Origin of the sequence: Corynebacterium sp. ED61, from assembly GCF_015233855.1 — a bacterium.
Taxonomy (GTDB): domain Bacteria; phylum Actinomycetota; class Actinomycetes; order Mycobacteriales; family Mycobacteriaceae; genus Corynebacterium; species Corynebacterium dentalis.
Genome location: NZ_JADGIT010000001.1, coordinates 149,386 through 167,679, shown reverse-complemented (window position 1 = coordinate 167,679; position 18,294 = coordinate 149,386). Strand labels below are relative to the sequence as shown.

At 60.0% G+C, this 18,294-nt stretch carries 15 protein-coding genes; 9 read left to right on the top strand and 6 right to left on the bottom strand.

Translation table 11 applies throughout. From position 1 onward, the window contains the following. Window positions 1-61 precede the first annotated feature (61 nt). The gene (gene sucB / locus IM764_RS00730) at window positions 62-2,347 is read right to left on the bottom strand and encodes a 2-oxoglutarate dehydrogenase, E2 component, dihydrolipoamide succinyltransferase (RefSeq protein WP_194186538.1); all 2,286 of its coding nucleotides are present in this window, start codon (window positions 2,345-2,347) and stop codon (window positions 62-64) included. Between the two features lie 219 nt (window positions 2,348-2,566). Between sucB and IM764_RS00725 the strand changes: the two genes are divergently transcribed. After that, on the top strand, window positions 2,567-2,953 hold the full coding sequence (locus IM764_RS00725) for an oxidoreductase (RefSeq protein ID WP_194186537.1): 387 nt from the start codon (window positions 2,567-2,569) through the stop codon (window positions 2,951-2,953). 36 nt (window positions 2,954-2,989) lie between these two features. Here IM764_RS00725 and IM764_RS00720 read toward each other — a convergent pair whose 3' ends face one another. Beyond that, window positions 2,990-4,534, bottom strand: a complete 1,545-nt coding sequence (locus tag IM764_RS00720; protein ID WP_194186536.1) for a leucyl aminopeptidase — start codon at window positions 4,532-4,534, stop codon at window positions 2,990-2,992. A gap of 81 nt (window positions 4,535-4,615) precedes the next feature. On the opposite strand from IM764_RS00720, the gene IM764_RS00715 reads away from it, so the two are divergent. Continuing rightward, entirely contained in the window at window positions 4,616-5,734 is a 1,119-nt protein-coding gene (locus IM764_RS00715; protein ID WP_194186535.1) for a branched-chain amino acid aminotransferase, read from the top strand. A gap of 20 nt (window positions 5,735-5,754) precedes the next feature. On the opposite strand, the gene IM764_RS00710 is transcribed toward IM764_RS00715, so the two are convergent. Both IM764_RS00710 and IM764_RS00705 read right to left on the bottom strand, forming a co-directional pair. Continuing rightward, window positions 5,755-6,768, bottom strand: coding sequence for a nicotinate-nucleotide--dimethylbenzimidazole phosphoribosyltransferase (locus IM764_RS00710; RefSeq protein ID WP_194186534.1), 1,014 nt, complete (start codon window positions 6,766-6,768; stop codon window positions 5,755-5,757). Between the two features lie 3 nt (window positions 6,769-6,771). Further along, window positions 6,772-7,539: a DUF3043 domain-containing protein gene (locus IM764_RS00705; RefSeq protein ID WP_194186704.1), complete on the bottom strand. Its 768-nt coding sequence runs from the start codon at window positions 7,537-7,539 to the stop codon at window positions 6,772-6,774. A gap of 244 nt (window positions 7,540-7,783) precedes the next feature. Between IM764_RS00705 and IM764_RS00700 the strand changes: the two genes are divergently transcribed. Continuing rightward, on the top strand, window positions 7,784-8,128 hold the full coding sequence (locus IM764_RS00700; protein WP_099298988.1) for an iron-sulfur cluster assembly accessory protein: 345 nt from the start codon (window positions 7,784-7,786) through the stop codon (window positions 8,126-8,128). A gap of 170 nt (window positions 8,129-8,298) precedes the next feature. Here IM764_RS00700 and asnB read toward each other — a convergent pair whose 3' ends face one another. Beyond that, window positions 8,299-10,236, bottom strand: a complete 1,938-nt coding sequence (gene asnB, locus IM764_RS00695) for an asparagine synthase (glutamine-hydrolyzing) (protein ID WP_194186533.1) — start codon at window positions 10,234-10,236, stop codon at window positions 8,299-8,301. Between the two features lie 262 nt (window positions 10,237-10,498). Between asnB and IM764_RS00690 the strand changes: the two genes are divergently transcribed. Together IM764_RS00690 and IM764_RS00685 are read left to right on the top strand one after the other, a co-directional pair. Then, entirely contained in the window at window positions 10,499-11,593 is a 1,095-nt protein-coding gene (locus IM764_RS00690; protein WP_194186532.1) for a cytochrome c oxidase subunit II, read from the top strand. Between the two features lie 26 nt (window positions 11,594-11,619). After that, complete coding sequence (locus tag IM764_RS00685) at window positions 11,620-12,051, top strand: cytochrome c oxidase subunit 4 (RefSeq protein ID WP_194186531.1); 432 nt, start codon at window positions 11,620-11,622, stop codon at window positions 12,049-12,051. 195 nt (window positions 12,052-12,246) lie between these two features. Here IM764_RS00685 and trpD read toward each other — a convergent pair whose 3' ends face one another. After that, complete coding sequence (gene trpD, locus IM764_RS00680) at window positions 12,247-13,359, bottom strand: anthranilate phosphoribosyltransferase (RefSeq protein ID WP_194186530.1); 1,113 nt, start codon at window positions 13,357-13,359, stop codon at window positions 12,247-12,249. Window positions 13,360-13,760: 401 nt separating this feature from the next. Here trpD and IM764_RS00675 point away from each other — a divergent pair, with 401 nt between their 5' ends. From IM764_RS00675 to IM764_RS00660, 4 genes are all read left to right on the top strand, one after another. Beyond that, the gene (locus IM764_RS00675) at window positions 13,761-14,372 is read left to right on the top strand and encodes a heme-copper oxidase subunit III (RefSeq protein WP_194186529.1); all 612 of its coding nucleotides are present in this window, start codon (window positions 13,761-13,763) and stop codon (window positions 14,370-14,372) included. A gap of 74 nt (window positions 14,373-14,446) precedes the next feature. After that, on the top strand, window positions 14,447-15,346 hold the full coding sequence (locus IM764_RS00670) for a cytochrome c (RefSeq protein ID WP_194186528.1): 900 nt from the start codon (window positions 14,447-14,449) through the stop codon (window positions 15,344-15,346). Next, entirely contained in the window at window positions 15,343-16,551 is a 1,209-nt protein-coding gene (locus IM764_RS00665) for a ubiquinol-cytochrome c reductase iron-sulfur subunit (protein WP_194186527.1), read from the top strand. The genes IM764_RS00670 and IM764_RS00665 overlap by 4 nt, the downstream gene beginning before the upstream one ends. Further along, the gene (locus IM764_RS00660) at window positions 16,548-18,173 is read left to right on the top strand and encodes a cytochrome bc complex cytochrome b subunit (protein ID WP_194186526.1); all 1,626 of its coding nucleotides are present in this window, start codon (window positions 16,548-16,550) and stop codon (window positions 18,171-18,173) included. The genes IM764_RS00665 and IM764_RS00660 overlap by 4 nt, the downstream gene beginning before the upstream one ends. Window positions 18,174-18,294: the final 121 nt, after the last annotated feature.

Below are 18,294 nucleotides of genomic sequence, written 5' to 3'. Positions count from 1 at the left end.
TACCGCCGCCCGCGGAGGGCACTGGCGAAAAGGCTAGAAAGAACTAGCCTGTGGAGCGCGCTTAGAGTTCGAGATCAGCCTCGAAATCGCCGGTCTCCAGGCGGTCACGGACCGTGGAGAGGAAGCGACCAGCGTCAGCGCCGTCGATGACCTGGTGATCGTAGGTCATTGGCAGCAGCACCATGTGGCGGATAGCGATGGCGGCGGCGCCATCCTCCGTCAGCACGATCGGACGCTGCACGATAGCGCCGGTGCCCACCATTGCAGCCTGTGGCGGAACCAGGATTGGGGTATCCGTCAAGGCGCCTTCGGAACCAATGTTCGTGATGGTGAACGTGCCACCGGTCAGGTCGGTTGGCTTGAGCTTCTTGTTGCGGGCGCGATCGGCGATGTCGACGATGGCCTTGGCCAGCTCCGGCAAGCTCAGATCCTGCGCATCGTGGATGACAGGGGAGAGCAGGCCAGCCTCGGTGTCCACCGCGATGCCCAAGTTGACCTGGCCGTGGTAGGTCATTTCCTTGGACTGCGCATCGTAGGATGCGTTGACGTTTGGATGATCCACCAGAGCCTCCACCATCGCCTTGGCGAAGAACGGCAGGTAGGTCAGCTTCACGCCGTGCTTGTCCTGGAATGCTTCCTTGGACTTGCTGCGCAGCTCCGCCACGCGAGTCATGTCGACCTCGTGCACCTGGGTGAGCTGAGCAGTGGACTGCAGGGACTCCAGAGTCTTGGCAGCCGTGATCTCGCGGATGCGGTTGACGCGCTGGGTGGTGCCGCGCAGTTCAGCCTTCTTGGCATCCACCTTGAAGGTGGAGTTGCGGGAAGCCGGTGCCTCGGACTTGCCGGACTGGGCCTCACCAGCGGATTCGCCGTTGGCTGCAGCCAGAACGTCCTGCTTGCGGATGCGGCCGCCCACGCCCGTGCCGGAGACCTGAGACAGATCCACGCCATGCTTGTCCGCCAGCTTGCGCACCAGTGGAGTGACGTACGGCAGGGAATCGGAGCTAGGCTGGCTGTCGGCGGAGGAGCTGGACTTCGCTTCGGAACTGTTGTTCTTCTTTTCGTCCTCCTGTGCTACTTCCTTGGCCTTTTCTGCAGCCTTCTCGCGAGCATCTTCCTTCTTCGCCTCGCCGGACTTTTCTTCGGAAGAGGACTCCTTGATCTCGGTGGACTCATCTGGAACGGACTCTTCGGTCTCGTCAGACTGCTCGGTCTTCTTGTCTGCGTCGGTCTCGGCCTTCTTGGACTCAGTCTTCTTGGAGTCAGACTTCTTGTCCTCGGACTTGGATGCCTTAGCGGAGCCGTCGCCGATGCGGGCGATGACATCGCCCACGTCGACGGTGTCGTCTTCGTTGGCCAGGATCTCAACCAAGGTGCCTGCCACTGGGGAAGGGATCTCGGTATCGACCTTGTCGGTGGAGACCTCGAGCAGTGGCTCGTCGACCTCGACCTTGTCGCCTGGCTGCTTCAGCCACTGGGTGATGGTGCCCTCGGTGACAGACTCGCCGAGCTCTGGCATGACCACGTCTTCAGCCTCGCCGGAGCCACCCTCGGAGCTGGAGTCAGCGGAATCGGAGTCAGAGGAAGATTCCTGTTCGTCAGCGTCATCGTTCGACTCTGCTTGTTCTTCAGACTTGGCTGGCTCTTCAGACTGAGCTGGCTCCTCGGCCTTCTCTTCCTTCTTTTCAGCCTTGTCCTCGGACTTGGAGGCTTTGGCGGAGCCGTCGCCGATGCGGGCGATGACATCGCCCACGTCGACGGTGTCGTCTTCGTTGGCCAGGATCTCAACCAAGGTGCCTGCCACTGGGGAAGGGATCTCGGTATCGACCTTGTCGGTGGAGACCTCGAGCAGTGGCTCATCGACCTCGACCTTGTCGCCTGGCTGCTTCAGCCACTGGGTGATGGTGCCCTCGGTGACAGACTCGCCGAGTTCTGGCATGACCACGTCTTCGCCCTCGCCGGAGTCGGACTCGGGAGCCTCAGCCTCAGCAGAGTCGTCTTCGGAAGTTTCTTCGTCCTCGTCGGCGGACTCCGCCTCGGCAGCTTCCTCGGAGGAATCCTCATCGTCGTCAGAGTCAGAGTCGTCGCTGGAATCCGAACCGGCCTCGTCCTCATCGCCAATCTTGGCGATCACGGCACCCACGTCCACGGTGTCATCCTCATCGGCGATGATCTCCAGCAGAACACCGGCCACAGGGGATGGGATTTCGGTATCCACCTTGTCCGTGGAGACTTCCAGCAAAGGCTCATCGACCTCGACCTTGTCACCAACTTGCTTGAGCCACTGGGTCACAGTGCCTTCTGTTACGGACTCGCCCAGTTCGGGCATTTCGACGGAATGCGCCATGGTCTTGAAGCTCCTCGTGCTTACGCGAAAATCAGCAGTGGTCGTATCTGATTGAAATACTACATAAGTGTACGCCCGCCGCTTTTTCGATTCAGGACAGCTAGCGTTTCTTTTCGACGCAAAACTCACCCTATTTTTCGCAAAATCCCGAATTGCTCACAGTGAGCTGTCAGGCGAACTCGTGGAGATGCACGAACCGGCTCGGATAGACTGAACCTCGTGTTTAATCTTTTCGGCCGTTCCAGGAAGTCCAATCTGAGGCCACCGCGCGCGCCAGGGGAAACTGTGCGCGCGAAAGACCTTGCGTACCTGCAGAAATGGTCAGCTTCTCGCACTGGCGTGGAGGGCTTCGTGGAGCCGGAGACCATCGTCAATGAGATGTCCGTGGTCTTCGTAGACGGCACGGGGGAGTGGACGCGGCGCAAGATCGGCGGACCCAAGGGGATCGACGCCGTTTTTCAGGGCACCGGAGTTCCGCTTTATTTCGCGGAGGAAACTGGTTACCCCCAGCGCATGCGAGATCGTATAGAAAAAGATCGAATTGTCCGCGAACGCCTCAAGCAGAGGGAGCGCCGCGCCCGGCTGGAACAAGAGCGCGAGCGCTAAGGCGTCTACAGATAGAGCCCCAACCCGCTAGCCCCTCTACTTAGCCAGGTCCTCCAACACCGCGATGATCGTGCGCACAGGCACGCCCGTAGCGCGCTTCGGGGTGTATCCGTAGGCGGAGCCGGTGTTGTATGCAGGGCCAGCCACGTCGATGTGCACCCACTCCACGCCCTCGGAGACGAAGTTGGATAGGTAGTGGCCAGCCACGGACATGCCACCAAAGCGCGAGTTGGAGATATTGCGCAGATCCGCCACATCGCTCTTCAGCGCCTCACCGAGTTCGGTCGGCAGTGGCATTGGCCAGCCGTTTTCGCCAACTTCCTGGCTGAGCATGGTCACGTGATCGCGGAACGCTGCCGAGCCCATGATGCCTGGGGTGCGATCGCCCAGCGCCACCATCTGTGCGCCGGTGAGCGTGGCGGTCTCGATCAAGTAGTCCGGCTCATCCTCGCAGGCGCGGGCGATGGCATCAGCCAGGATCAAGCGGCCCTCGGCATCCGTGTTGAGAACCTCGGTGGTCAGGCCACCGTAGTGTCGCAAGATATCGCCTGGGCGGGTGGCCGTGGCAGAAGGCATGTTCTCGGCGATGGGGATCGTAGCGGTGACCTGGGTATTGATCTGCAGTTTCGCCGCCGCCAGCGTGGCCGCGATGACCGCTGCGGAGCCGCCCATGTCCATGATCATGTCCCACATCTTGGCGCCCGGCTTCAGGGAAATTCCGCCCGTATCGAACGTAATTCCCTTGCCCACCAGGGCAACCTTGGACAGATCAGAGTTGGCGTCGGATGGAGAATACGTCACCCGAACCAAACGGGGAGGGTACTGCGAACCCTTACCCACGCCCACGATGCCGCCAAATCCCTGCTCTTCCAGCTGCTTCTCGTCGAGGATCTCCACCTCGAGCCCCGCAGCCGTGGCCTCGGCGCGGATGATCTCCGCATAGCGGGCGGGGTAGAGGTCATTGGCGGGAGCGTTGACTAGATCGCGGGCAAATGCCACGGATTCGGCAATCGCCGTCACGCGCGCCAGGATGTCCTGATCCGGCTCGGAAACCAGCGCCACGACCTTCCCGATGGTCTCCCTGGCCTCCGCCTTCTGGCCGGAGTAGGCGTACGCGCCCAGCGCATGGCCCAGCAGTGCCGCCTCTGGATCAAAGATGCCCAAGCTGGAGACCACGGTCTCTGCCTTGCCCACGCGCCGCGACGCCGCACCCGCCGCCTGCCGAATGTCCTCGTCAGATAGGTCCTCTGCGTTCCCCAGCCCCACAGCCAAGATCCGGGTGATCTCCGGGGAATTGTCCTCTTGTTCCGACGCCAAGATCTCGCCCGGCAAGAACGTCATCTCGCCGACAGTTCCCTGCGCACCCACGGAGGTGAGCCACTTCCATAGCTCAATTTCCTGCTCGGAAGTCAGCACGGATGCCGGGCCTCCCGCGAGCTCCAGGCCGTTTTCGCCTTGGAAGGCGGGAACGATAAACACATCGATGCTGCCATCGATGTCCGACCAGCTACCCACCATGCGCAGCTCTGGGAGGGTGCCGCGGGAGACGAGGGTGAAATCGGTGGACGAGGTGTCAGCCATGAAAATCCTGTTCCTAGAAAAGTTGCGTACTCAAACCCCTAGGCTACATCTACTCGGAGACACTGGAGTATGGTCTTGTCCATGAATACTGTGCCTGCAACGCCTGACTCTTTCACCATCGAGCGCACGGAAAACCCCACGTCTTCCGAGCGAATTGCGGAAATCCTGACCAGCCCAGGTTTCGGCAACTACTTCACGGACCACATGGTGGTTATTGATTGGAACGAGTCCGCGGGTTGGCACAACGCTCGCGTGCAGCCTTATCAGAACTTCCAGATGGATCCTGCGTCCATGGTGTTCCACTACGGGCAGGCCATCTTCGAGGGAATTAAGGCATACCGGCAGCAGGACGATTCCGTGGTGACATTCCGCCCGGATCAGAACGCGGCGCGCATGCAGTCCTCCGCGCAGCGCCTGGCGATGCCGGAGCTGCCAGAGGAGCTGTTTATCGAGTCCCTGCGCCAGCTGGTGGAGATCGACAAGCAGTGGGTTCCCGCAGCCGGTGGCGAAGAGTCCCTGTACCTGCGTCCTTTCATGATCAGCACCCAGGTGAGCCTGGGCGTGCACCCGGCTAACGCTTATACCTTCGCCGTGATCGCCTCCCCAGCTGGCGCGTACTTCTCCGGTGGCATCAATCCGGTCAGTGTCTGGCTGTCCAAGGATTACGTGCGCGCCGCACCAGGGGGCACGGGTGCGGCGAAGTTCGCAGGCAATTACGCGGCCTCTCTGCTGGCTCAGCAGCAGGCAGAGAAGAAGGGCTGCGACCAGGTGGTGTGGCTGGATGCCACCGAGCACAAGTATGTCGAAGAGATGGGCGGCATGAACCTGGCGTTCGTGTTCGGCTCAGGTGCGGATGCCCGCATCGTCACCCCGGAACTCTCCGGCTCCTTGCTGCCAGGTGTCACGCGCGCCTCGCTGCTCAACGTGGCCGCTGATCTGGTCTTTGACGTGGAAGAGCGCAAGATTTCCACCGACGAGTGGGAAGCTGCGGCAGAATCTGGCGAGCTCACCGAAGTATTCGCCTGCGGAACCGCTGCCGTGGTGACCCCAGTAGGCACCGTCAAGCACGAAGATGGCGAGTTCAAGGTTGCCGGTGGCAAGATCGGCGAGGTGACCATGCGCCTGCGTGAGCATCTGACGGGAATCCAGCGCGGAGCCGTGGAAGATTCCCACGGCTGGCTCTACAAGCTCGTCGACTAGATTCTGTTCAGCCTGGGCAGTTAGCCGGAGAACACCTCGGCCGCGTGCCGCACCAGCGGCACGGCCAGCAGAGCGCCGGTGCCCTGGCCAGCGGAGATGCCGGCGTCTAAGACAGGGGAGAGGCGCAGGGCACTCAAGGCTGGGGTGATCGCGGGCTCGTTGCCCTTGGACGCGACAACCCACCAGTCGGAGGATCCCGGGGCAATCATCTGCGCACACAGCGCGGCGGTAAGCACGCCCACGCCATCGATCAGCACGGGAGTGCGGCGCACTGCAGCCTGCGCCAACAGGCCAGTCAGCACGGCCAGATCAGCACCTCCAACGCGCCGCAGCACCTGCAACGCGTCCGCTCGGTCATCCCGCACGCGGTACATCGCGTCCCGGATGATGGCCGTCTTCGTCCGCCACGCCATATCGCCAATACCGGAACCCCAGCCCACAACCTTGACCGGCTCAATGCCGCACAGCGACCCGATGACTGTTGCCGCCACCGTGGTCAATCCACGGGCTGCATCGCCGACGGCCAGCAACTGCGTGCCCTGATCCGCTTCCGCATCGGCCAGATCCATGCCCTTTTGCAGGTACTCCGCCAGCTGAGCGACGGTCAGGGCATCCTCATGGTCGATTTCTCCGCTGGAGGTGGAGGAGTTGGCGTCGACTAACTTCACATCCACATTCAACGACCTCGCCGTGGACGCGACGGGGGAGGCACCGGACTCGATGGCCTCGGTGACAAGGGAAGACAACTCTGCGGGGAGAGTGGAGATCTCCGGGTGAGCGGCCGCGATGCCGTGCTCGCCGGTCACGATGATCAGGCGGGTGGATTCGGCGCTGGAAGACTCAGCCGAAGACTCACCGGAAGAGCTGGAGCACGCAGCGCACGCCGCCATCCACGCACCCAGTTGCTCCAACCGGCCCAAGCTGCCCGCGGGCAGCGCATACCCAGCAGGCAACTCAACGTGGTGGGACGTGGCTCGCTCTCGACGCGCAGCATCGGGGGCGACGATGGCGGGAAACTCCGGGAGATCGCTCATGGTTTAAACAGTATCGCCCACGTTCTTCTGTGGCGCAGGCGTGCGCATACGGCGGATCATCGTGGCGCGGGTAAATGCGTAGATACCCAGCGAGAACTTGGAATGCGGATTGTTAGGGAAACGCTCGTTAACCAGGCGATTAACCTTGCGTCCCAACCACAGACCCTCGGCGATCATGATCACGAAGATCACCACCATCACGATGGAAGACAAGTTGGCGATGGCCGGATTGCGCGTGCCCAGCAGCATGATGATGATCACGATGAACGTCATCGGCAGGAAGAAGTTCATGATGTAACGGTGCGCATCCACCCAATCGCGGACAAAGCGCTTCTCCGGGCCCTTATCGCGATCCATCAGATAGTTCTCATCGCCGGCCATCATGCGCTCGTTGGCCTTGCGGCGATCCCGGGCGGCCTCGTCGCGCTCGCGCTGCTTCATGGCCTTGTACTCGTCCTTGGACATGGAGTTCTTCAACTCCTTGCGGCGCTCTCGAGCTTCCTTCGAAGTAGAAGGCGCGTCGAAGGCTGTACGACGCACGCCCACCTCGCGCTCTACCTCGTTGCGCTTCGGCGTGGGGCGACCCTTCTTCGGGGTAAACGCCTTGCTCTGTCCAGTCTTCTCATCGGATTCCGTGCCTGGTGCGCTGTGCGTAGCACCAGCAGGGGAGGTGGACTCACCCGTGCGCTTTGACGAAGAATCGACAGGGGACTGATCTACTGATGCGGAAGCCACGTCAGCACCGGCTTCGGCATCCTTTTTCCACGGCATTTTCACGCCCTTAAGGTTAGGGGACGAGGTTTGGTGGGGCAAAGTTGGTGCCGGTTAACTACGCATCGAATTTCGCAAGCACTTCGCCAAGTACTCCGCAAGTACTCCGCAAGTACTCCGCCAAGAACTCCGCAAGTACTCCTGCAAGAACTTCGCGAACTTGCCGATGCGGGAACAAATTGTTGTCTCGCCTTGTTGTGGGGAGTAGTTTGGCTCATATCAGCAATCTTTACTAGGAGGAACCATGACTGCTCCCGAGAAGGTCACCGGTGTTGAACTGACCACCGAAGCAGCCGATAAGGCACGCGCCCTGCTGGCACAGGAAGGTCGGGATGACCTCGCCCTGCGTATTGCAGTGCAGCCAGGTGGCTGCGCAGGCCTGCGCTACCAGCTGTTTTTCGATGACCGCACCCTCGATGGAGACCTGGTGGATGACTACGACGGCGTCCAGCTGCGCGTAGACAAGATGTCCTCCCCATACCTGATGGGCGCAAAGATCGACTTTGCAGACACTATCGAGTCCCAAGGCTTCACCATCGACAACCCCAACGCTGGCGGATCCTGCGCCTGCGGCGATTCCTTCTCCTGATCAACTCTTAGGCGCCCCAGCGCCCAGCGGGGTGGTGGGATGAGTTGTTGATTTTTTGATCGACGCCAACGCGCCCGTCGTTCGTTTTCACGAACGGCGGGCGCGTTGTTTATGTCAGGAGTCTGGCGTCGGGCACAAAGACCGCGAGCCCGCCCCACCGAGGGGGGAACTTAGAGCTGCACGGGGTAATCGCGCTGGTCGATCTGCGGATCGATGCGTTTCTCCACGAAAATGCCATGCCAGATCATGAATGCGATGAGGGTCCACAGGCGGCGCGAGTGATCCGGACCGGAGCCGGAGTTCATCGCCACGCGGTGCTCATCCAGCATCTTCAGGACTTCCGCCTTATCGATGAGGTAATCCGTCTCAGAAGCCTCAATGTTCTCGCGAGCCCAACCGTAAAGCTCATCACCGGCCAGCCAGTGGCGCATCGGCACGGGGAAGCCCAGCTTCTTGCGGTGCAAAACGTGCGCGGGAACGATGCGCTCCATCGCCTTGCGCAGCGCGTACTTGGTCGTACCGTGGCTGATCTTCATGTCCACCGGCAGCGTCTCTGCGGCCTCGAAGACAACCTTGTCCAAGAAAGGAACGCGCAGCTCTAGTGAGTTAGCCATCGTGATCTTGTCTGCCTTGACCAAGATGTCCCCACGCATCCACGTGAACAGATCCAGGTGCTGCATGCGTACCACGGGATCCATATCCTGCGACTTCGCGTAGATCGGCGCGGTGACCTCGCGGTGATCCCACTCCGGACGGACGTGGCGCAGCACGCGCTCTAGCTGTTGGTAGTTAAAGGAACGGGCGTTGCCGTAGTAGCGGTCCTCCATGCGCATCGTGCCGCGCTGCAGGAGAGACTTGCCGCGCATGCCCTCGGGGAGAGCGTCGCCCAGCTTGCCCAGCACGCGGTTGATCGGGGAAGGGATCTTCTCAAACGGCGCGAGGCTCAGTGGCTCCTTGTAGATGGTGTAACCGCCAAATAGCTCATCGGCGCCCTCGCCGGAGAGCACCACCTTGACGTGCTTACGGGCTTCCGCGGCCACGAAGTAGAGAGGAACCAGGGAAGGATCAGCCACGGGATCATCCAGGTACCAGATGATCTTGGGTACAGCCGCGGCGTACTCCTCCGGGCTGACCACCTTCACGATGTGTTCCGCACCGATGGCCGCTGCGGATTCAGCAGCCACATCGACCTCGGAGTACCCCTCGCGCTCGAAGCCAGTGGTAAAGGTCAGCAGATCCGGATTGTGGCGCTTGGCCAGCGTGGCGATCGCGGTGGAATCGATACCACCGGACAGGAAGCTGCCCACCGTCACATCGGCGCGCATGTGCTTGGCGACAGAATCCTCCAGCGCCTCCGCAATCTTCTGGAACACCTTGTCCTCATCGCCGGCAGCCACCTTGCGCACGGGGAAGCGCGGCTCGAACCAGCGACTTTCCTGTGGTGACTGACCCGGCTTGATCACGGCGTAGCTGCCGGATTCCAGGCGACGGATGGACTTGTGCAGGCTCTCTGGCTCCGGCACGTACTGCAGATCGGTGTAGTGCGCCAGCGCCCGCAGATCCAGCTCCGTGTCCAGGCCGAGTGCGTCCGCCATGGAAAGAATGCACTTCTTTTCCGACGCAAACACCGTGCCCGCTGCGGTAGTGGCAACGTACATGGGCTTGATGCCGAACTGGTCGCGCGCGATGAATAGCTGCTGTTCGCTCGCATCCCAAATGCCGAAGGCGAACATTCCGCGCAGGTGATTGACTACATCCTTGCCCCAGTGGTGGAAGCCCACCACGATCGTTTCGCCGTCGCCTTCAGTATTAAAGGTGTAGCCAGCGGCCTGGAGCTCTTCGCGGAGCTCAACGTAGTTGTAGATCTCACCATTGAACGCCAAGGAGTAGCGGTTGGCCTGGCCTTCCGGGCCCCACTGCAACGGCTGGTGGGAGTGGGCGATGTCAATGATGGACAAGCGGTTGAAGCCAAAGACAACGCTGTCATCGCTCCACGTCCCGCTGTCATCAGGGCCGCGGTGGTGCATGCACGGCAGCGCCTGTTCGACGGCCGAAACATACTGGGAAGCCGAACCATCGGCCGAAATAAAACCAAGCAATCCACACATGGCTGCTGACTTTACGCGCTGGCTGTCCCGCCGAGCCACTTGCCACGCGGGGAGACCATGCACCCTTTGTGGGGGGAGAATGCAGTGGAGTCACACCCGAATAGGGAACGCACCCTGTGGGGATGGTGGCAAAGCGCTGCACATGGTCTAATGTTTCTGTTTGAACCGGTCTAGAACTTGAAAGCAATCTGCGAACTGCAGGTGGGTTGCTAACGACGTGAGTGATAGACCAAATGACGTGTTACGAGGAAGGCAAACTCGCGTGGAACAGCGAAAAGTGCACGGAATGACTCGCCGCCTGGGCTTGGCTGGCTTGCTTGGAGCAAGCGGAATTGCTCTGGCTGGCTGCTCTGTCGCTCCGCCGGAAAACGGATTCTTCCATGCCCTGCGCATGGGATGGCCAGAGGGCATCACTCCTGAGTCCCAGGAGATCGGCAACTTCTGGGTATGGACCTGGGTTGCTGCGTGGACCATCGGCATCATCATGTGGGTGCTGATGTTCGTCACGATCTTCCGCGACTCTGACCGCGCGTGGAAGCGCCGTGGAAACAAGGAAGAGTTCCCACGCCAGACCGGTTACAACGTTCCTCTGGAACTTGTGCTGACCACCCTTCCTATCCTGATCATCATGGGACTGTTCTTCTTCAACGTTCCCGTGCAGGACAAGGCAACTGCCTTGGACAAGGATCCAAAGGTCACCGTGGACGTCACCGCATTCCAGTGGAACTGGAAGTTCGGCTACGGCGCCATCGATGGCGAGCTGTCCCCAAGCAGCCGGGAGTACAACGGTGTGGACGAAGAAGCTCAGAAGGCAGCCGATGCCTCTAAGGACGAGCTGCAGGACGGTCAGGAGACCGGCCCAATCCACGGCAACTCCCGTGAGAACTTGAGCTACCTGAACTACGACAAGATCGAGACCGTCGGTACTACCGAGGAGATCCCAGTTCTGGTTCTTCCTTCCAACACCCCACTGGAGTTCAACGTCGCATCCTCTGACGTTATCCACTCCTTCTGGATCCCAGAGTTCCTCTTCAAGCGCGATGCTTTCCCACACCCAGAAGCTAACCGCTCCGAGCGTCGCTTCCAGGTGGAAGAGATCACCGAAGAAGGCGCATTCGTGGGCCGCTGTGCAGAAATGTGTGGTACCTACCACGCGATGATGAACTTTGAGATCCGCGTGGTTTCCCCAGAGAAGTTCACCGACTACGTTCGCTACCGCGAAGAGAACCCAGAGGCTCCAAACTCTGAGGCACTGGAAGCTATTGGCGAGAAGCCATACGCAGTGACCACCAGCCCATTCGTTACTGACCGTCAGGGCACCCGCGACGCGGGCTCCGACATCGACCGCAACGCCTAAACGATCAAGAGAAAGAGGAATAGATCATGGCCGCAGGCGCAAAACTCTTTTATGCCATCGCGACGTTCTTCGGTGTCGTGACCATCGTCTACATGGTTGCAACATCCTTGGTGAAGGATTCCGGATCCCTGCAGGGACTCGAGTGGGCTGGTGGAACGGGACTGTTCATGGCCTTCCTTCTGGCCCTGATGCTCGGCGTGTACTTGCACCTCACCGAAAGCAAGTCTGACATCGGACCTGCCGACTGGGAAGAAGCAGAGATCGTCGACGGCGCTGGCGTGCTGGGATTCTTCTCCGCTAGCTCCATATGGCCATTCGTTATGACCGTGGCCATCACGATCATGGCTTACGGCCTGGCCTTCTTCCACCTCTGGCTGGTGGCCTTCGGCGCAGCTGTGCTGATCTGGTCCGGCACCATGCTGAACCTGCAGTACGGTCTGCCTCCGGAGAAGCACTAAGGCTTTGCGCTTGAGCTTTCGCGCTCGCCGATAGGTTTAAGAAGAGCCCCACAGTTTCCACTGTGGGGCTCTTCTTTTTGGGCTTGGTGCACAATGATCCCCCGGAAGTGCCACGAGGCATTCTGCGACCTGGGAAAACGCAAAACAGGTGGCACTTCCGGGGGATCGTTGTGCAAACGCGCCCGCAGATCTGCGCTAGCCGATGAGCTGCTGCAGCTTTTCCTTAGCGGCTCCGGATTCCAGCGTCTGGCGCGCCACGTTCACGTAGTGCTTGATCGTCTCATCCAGGCCCTGTTCCTCCCAGCCATGCACGGTGGATAGGGCAGCAGCAGCATTGATCAAGACTGCGTCCTTGATTGCGCCCTCAAGTTGGTTGTCGAAAAGCTGGCGGGCGATCTGCGCGTTGTACTCCGCATCGCCGCCCTTGATGTCTGCGAGAGGGTAGAAGTCCAAGCCCATCTCCCGAGGGTTGATTACGGCTTCTCCGGTCCTGCCGGTGGAATCAACCGTCACCACTTCGGTTGGAGCGGAGACGGAGATCTCATCCATCCCATCCATGGAACGCACCACCAGCACGCGCGAACCCTGGTGAGAAAACGCGCCGCCCACGATCGGCATCATGTCGCGGAAAGCACAGCCAATGAGCCCAAACTTCGGGGAAGCGGGGTTGGTCATAGGACCGAGCAGGTTGAAAATCGTCGAGACACCCAGCTCTCCGCGCACCGGTCCTGCGAACTTCATGGCCGGGTGGTAGCTCTTGGCAAAGAGGAACGCGAAATTATTATTCTTGGCGTCGTCGACAACACTTGCTGGGGAACGTTCGATTTCGTAACCCAAAGATTCCAACATGTCCGCCCCACCACACTTGCTGGACGCCTTGCGGTTACCGTGCTTGACCACAGGGACACCGCAGGCTGCTACAAGGATGCCGGCCATGGTGGAGATGTTCACGGTGTTGTGTCCGTCGCCGCCAGTACCAACGATGTCCACGCGCTGCGGCACCTCGGAAAAGTCCACCGGCGTAGCGAAGCTGCGCATGGTTTCGGCGGCCGCTGCTAGCTCCGCTGCGGTGATGCCCTTAACGCGCAGGCCGAAGGCGAACGCTGCGATCTGAGAATCCGTGGCGGAACCATTCATGATCTGTTGCATGGCCCATTCCACCTGGGACTCACTGAGTTCGTCCTGGTTACCCAAGCGATCCAGCACGCCGGGCCACGTGAAGTAGCTCTCTGGCAACTGGTCGGCCTCAAGGTGCCTGCCCTTGGTTACGGAGACGGCAGAGGTGCTGCTGACCTGGGGTGCGTGCATTAGATCTTCTTCCTCACCGCGAGCCGCGGTCTGATTGGGGGACAGGGGCAGCACTTACGTGGGCTGCATTGGTCTATCGTATCCTTGCTGTGCGAGTGGGTGAGTTGCGGGGCAATCCGGTTGCTCTTTTGCCGTTTCGACGCCAGGGTCCGGCGTGGTTCCCACGGCGGGGGATTGTGACCACTTATGGGGGTGTATGTGTGGCTTCGAGTTTGCAAACTATGCGGGTGACCTGTTGGTTTGGCGCGCGTCGGATGCGGGGGCGCAAAAGTTCCCAACAACCCCCTAACGGGGTAGATTGCCAGCTAAACCCAAGCATTTACCTGCGGGTTTTCAGAAAGCTTCAAGAAACACTGCAGAGGGAATCGACTAACGGCTCAGGAGAGTCCATACTGATATGCGTGACGAGCGCAGTTGAAAACCCAGGTATGGCAGCACCACATCGTGTTGCGACGCTGAATCGACCAAACATGGTCAGCGTCGGCACGATTGTGTTCCTGTCTCAAGAATTGATGTTTTTCGCTGGCCTGTTCGCGATGTACTTCGTGTCCAAGGCCAACTCTGGAGGCGATTGGCCTTCGCACCCTACTGAATTGAATGTGCAGTTCGCGGCAGCAATCACCGTGATTCTGGTTTCTTCCTCTTTCACGGCTCAGTGGGGCGTGTTTGCCGCTGAGCGAGGTGATGTCTTCGCACTACGCAGGTGGTATGCACTATCTGCTCTGCTGGGCACCGTCTTCCTCATCGGACAGGGCTACGAGTACTTCAAACTGGTGGAGCACGGAACCACGATCTCCAGTTCGGTATACGGATCGGTGTTCTACATCACCACCGGATTCCATGGAGCCCACGTGCTGGCCGGTGTGCTGGCATTCGTAGTTGTCCTGCTTCGTACTTTTAAGTCGAAGTTCACCCCAGCCCAGGCCACCGCAGCCGTCGTTGTGTCTTACTACTGGCACTTCGTTGACGTTGTGTGGATCGGCCTGTGGATCACGATTTACTTCATTCAGTAGGCCGTAGCGGCCGGTAACTTCATCGGCCTACTTACAGCCCATCGCATTCCACAGACGAGTTAATAAGGAACAAGATGGATACCAACTCCACGAGCGTAAAGAGCGAAGGCGTGACGTCCTCCGCAGCACGTAAGGCGAGCGGCCTCCGCCGCCGCCGTAAGATCCGTAAGGCATTTGCAGGCGCACTCGCCATGGCAATTGCTCTAACGGGCGCAGGCTTCATCGCCAACGCCCTGACCCCAGATCCGCAGACCGCTGTTGCCGAGCAGGACACCACTGCACTGGTAGACGAAGGTAAGCAGATCTACCAAGTAGCTTGTATCACCTGTCACGGTGCCAACCTTCAGGGTGTGAAGGACCGCGGTCCTTCCTTGATTGGCGTCGGCGAAGGTGCCGTCTACTTCCAGGTTCACTCCGGACGCATGCCAATGCTCCGTAACGAGGCACAGGCTGCTCGTAAGACTCCTCGTTACTCCGAGCAGCAGACCCTGGCTCTGGCTGCCTACGTGAACTCCAACGGTGGCGGCCCAGGCTTGGTCCGCAACGAAGACGGATCCATCGCCATGGACTCCCTGCGCGGTGCGAACAACAACAACGGTGAGATCGACCCAGCCGACGTTGCTCGTGGCTCGGATTTGTTCCGCCTTAACTGTGCCTCTTGCCACAACTTCACCGGCCGCGGTGGAGCACTCTCCGGTGGTAAGTACGCACCGGTCCTGGATCCTGCCAACGAGCAGGAGATCTACCAGGCCATGCTGACCGGCCCACAGAACATGCCTAAGTTCTCTGACCGTCAGCTTTCCGCCGATGAGAAGCGCGACATCATCGCGTTCATCAAGTCTTCCAAGGAGACCCCATCCCAGGGTGGCTTCGGACTGGGCGGCATTGGCCCAGTTACTGAAGGCATGATGATGTGGTTCGTCGGCATTCTGGTGATGATCATCTTCGCAATGTGGATCGGAAGCCGGCAGTGAGCGATAACCTAAAGAATCAGTACACGGACGAGCAGCTCAAGAAGATGAGCAACGATGAGCTCGCCCGCTTGGGCACCGAACTCGATGGTGTCACCGTTGCATACCGCAAGGAGCGTTTCCCGCTCGAGAACGATCCCGCGGAAAAGCGTGCCAGCCTCGGAGTAGGCATCTACTTTGCCCTCTCCGTAGTCTTCGGTCTCGCTTTTATCGCGACCTACCTCTTCTGGCCATGGGAGTACAAGCACTTGGCCGAAGATGGCCTGTGGCTGTACACCCTGTACACCCCATTGCTGGGCATCACTTCTGGTCTGGCAATCATCCTGCTGGGCGTGGGTGCCGTGAAGTACACCAAGACGTTTGTGCCGGAGGAAATCTCCGTGCAGGTTCGCCACGATGGTCCTTCTGACGAAGCAGACCGTCGCACCCTGGTAGCACTGCTGAACGACTCTTGGCAGACCTCGACCCTGGGCCGCCGCCCAGTGATCGCTGGCCTGGCAGGCGCTGGCGCAGTACTCGCTGGCCTGGCCGTGATCCTGCCAATGGGCGGCATCATCAAGAACCCTTGGAAGCCAAAGGCCATGGGCATCCAGGGCGATGGCACCCTGTGGACCACCGGCTGGACCCTCGTTGAAGAAGGCGAGAAGGTCTACCTGGGCCGCGATAATGGCAACATTGCTGAAGAGCACGACGGCCAGTACACCACGCAGGGCATTTCCCGCCTGGTCCGTATCCGCGCTGTCGACCTCGATGCCGGCGCCATGGAAACTGTCTTCCCGCTGACGGAGGAGATGGTCAACGATGGTGACAAGTACGACCCACAGCGTGACGTGTACGAAGAGCACATGCACTCCGTCCACGGCTCACGTAATTCCGTGATGCTGATCCGTCTGCGTCACGAAGATGCACAGCGCGCTGTGCTGCGTGAAGGTCAGGAAGACTTCCACGCAGGCGATTACTTCGCCTACTCCAAGATTTGTACGCACATTGGCTGCCCTACTTCCTTGTATGAGCAGCAGACCAACCGCATCCTCTGCCCTTGCCACCAGTCGCAGTTCGACGCACTGCACTACGGCAAGCCAGTCTTCGGCCCAGCAGCACGTGCACTGCCACAGCTGCCCATCGCCGTTGACGAAGAGGGTTACATGTACGCCAAGGGCAACTTCGTCGAGCCTGTTGGCCCTGCTTTCTGGGAGCGCCGTTCATGACCACTAAGACTTCCCGCCTCAGCCAGGCGGCAAACAACATCGATGAGCGATACACGGCTTCTGGCCTGATTCGTCCACAGATCAACAAGGTATTCCCGACTCACTGGTCCTTCATGCTGGGTGAGATCGCACTGTACGCGTTCGTCATCCTGCTGCTGTCCGGTGTGTACCTCACGCTGTTCTTCGACCCTTCTCTCTCGAAGGTGATCTACGACGGCACATACGCACCACTCAATGGCGTGGAAATGTCCGCGGCGTACCACACTGCTCTAGACATCTCCTTCGAGGTGCGCGGTGGCCTGTTTATCCGCCAGGTCCACCACTGGGCTGCACTGCTGTTCGCCGTGTCCATCATGGTGCACATGTTCCGCATCTTCTTCACCGGTGCGTTCCGCAAGCCTCGTGAAGCTAACTGGGTCATCGGCTGCGTTCTGCTGCTGCTGTCCGTCGCAGAAGGTTTCATGGGTTACTCCTTGCCAGATGACCTGCTCTCCGGCGTGGGTCTGCGAATCATGTCTGCCATCATCGTGTCCCTTCCGATCGTGGGTACCTGGATGCACTGGATCATGTTCGCTGGCGACTTCCCAGGTGAGATCATCATCCCTCGCCTCTACATCGCTCACGTGCTGCTGATCCCAGCCATCCTGCTGGCCCTGATCGCGGCTCACCTGGCTCTGGTTTGGTACCAGAAGCACACCCAGTTCCCTGGACCTGGCCGCACTGAGAACAACGTCATTGGCGTGCGTATTCTGCCAATCTTCGGTCTGAAGGCAGCGTCCTTCGGTCTGATCACCGCAGGTGTTATCGCCTTCATGGCCGGTGCATTCCAGATCAACGCCATCTGGAACCTGGGTCCATACAACCCATCGCAGGTCTCCGCTGGTTCCCAGCCGGATATCTACATGCTCTGGACTGACGGCGCTGCCCGTGTCATGCCAGCGTGGGAGCTCTACCTCGGTAACTACACCATTCCGGCCGTGTTCTGGGTAGCCCTGTTGCTCGGCATCCTGGTTGGTCTGCTGTTCGCTTACCCATGGATCGAGCAGAAGATGACCGGTGACGATGCGCACCACAACCTGCTGCAGCGTCCACGCGACGTGCCAACCCGCACCGCGCTGGGTGTCATGGCCATCACCTTCTACGTGATCCTGACGATCTCCGGTGGTAACGACTTGTTCGCCTACCACTTCCAGATCTCCCTGAACGCCATGACCTGGCTGGGCCGCATTGGCTTGGTGCTGGCTCCGCCAATTGCTTACTACGTCACGCACCGCATCTGTGTGGGACTGCAGCGCAATGACCGCGAGGTTCTGGAGCACGGCATCGAGACCGGCACCATCAAGCAGCTGCCTTCCGGTGGCTTCATCGAGGTCCATCAGCCACTGGGCGGCATCGACGAGCACGGTCACGCCATCCCACTGGAGTACCAGGGTGCACCAGTGCCAAAGACCATGAACGAGCTCGGCTTTGCTGGCGCTCCGGGTCGCGGCGGCATGTTCTCGCCTGACTCCCCAGAGATCGCTGAAAAGGCAGAGGATCTGGACCACCGTAACCACGAGGAGCAGAAGGAAATGTTCACTCGTCTTACGGAAAAGGCCCGCAAGGACCACGGCGAGCACTAAAAGCTCGCAGCTAGCTTCCCGCTAGTACGCCTCCTGCTCCGCAGCGCCCCTGGTGGGGCGAGGAGTTAGGAGGCACAACGAGAGGGCCCTCAAGCATCGCGCTTGAGGGCCCTCTTGCTGT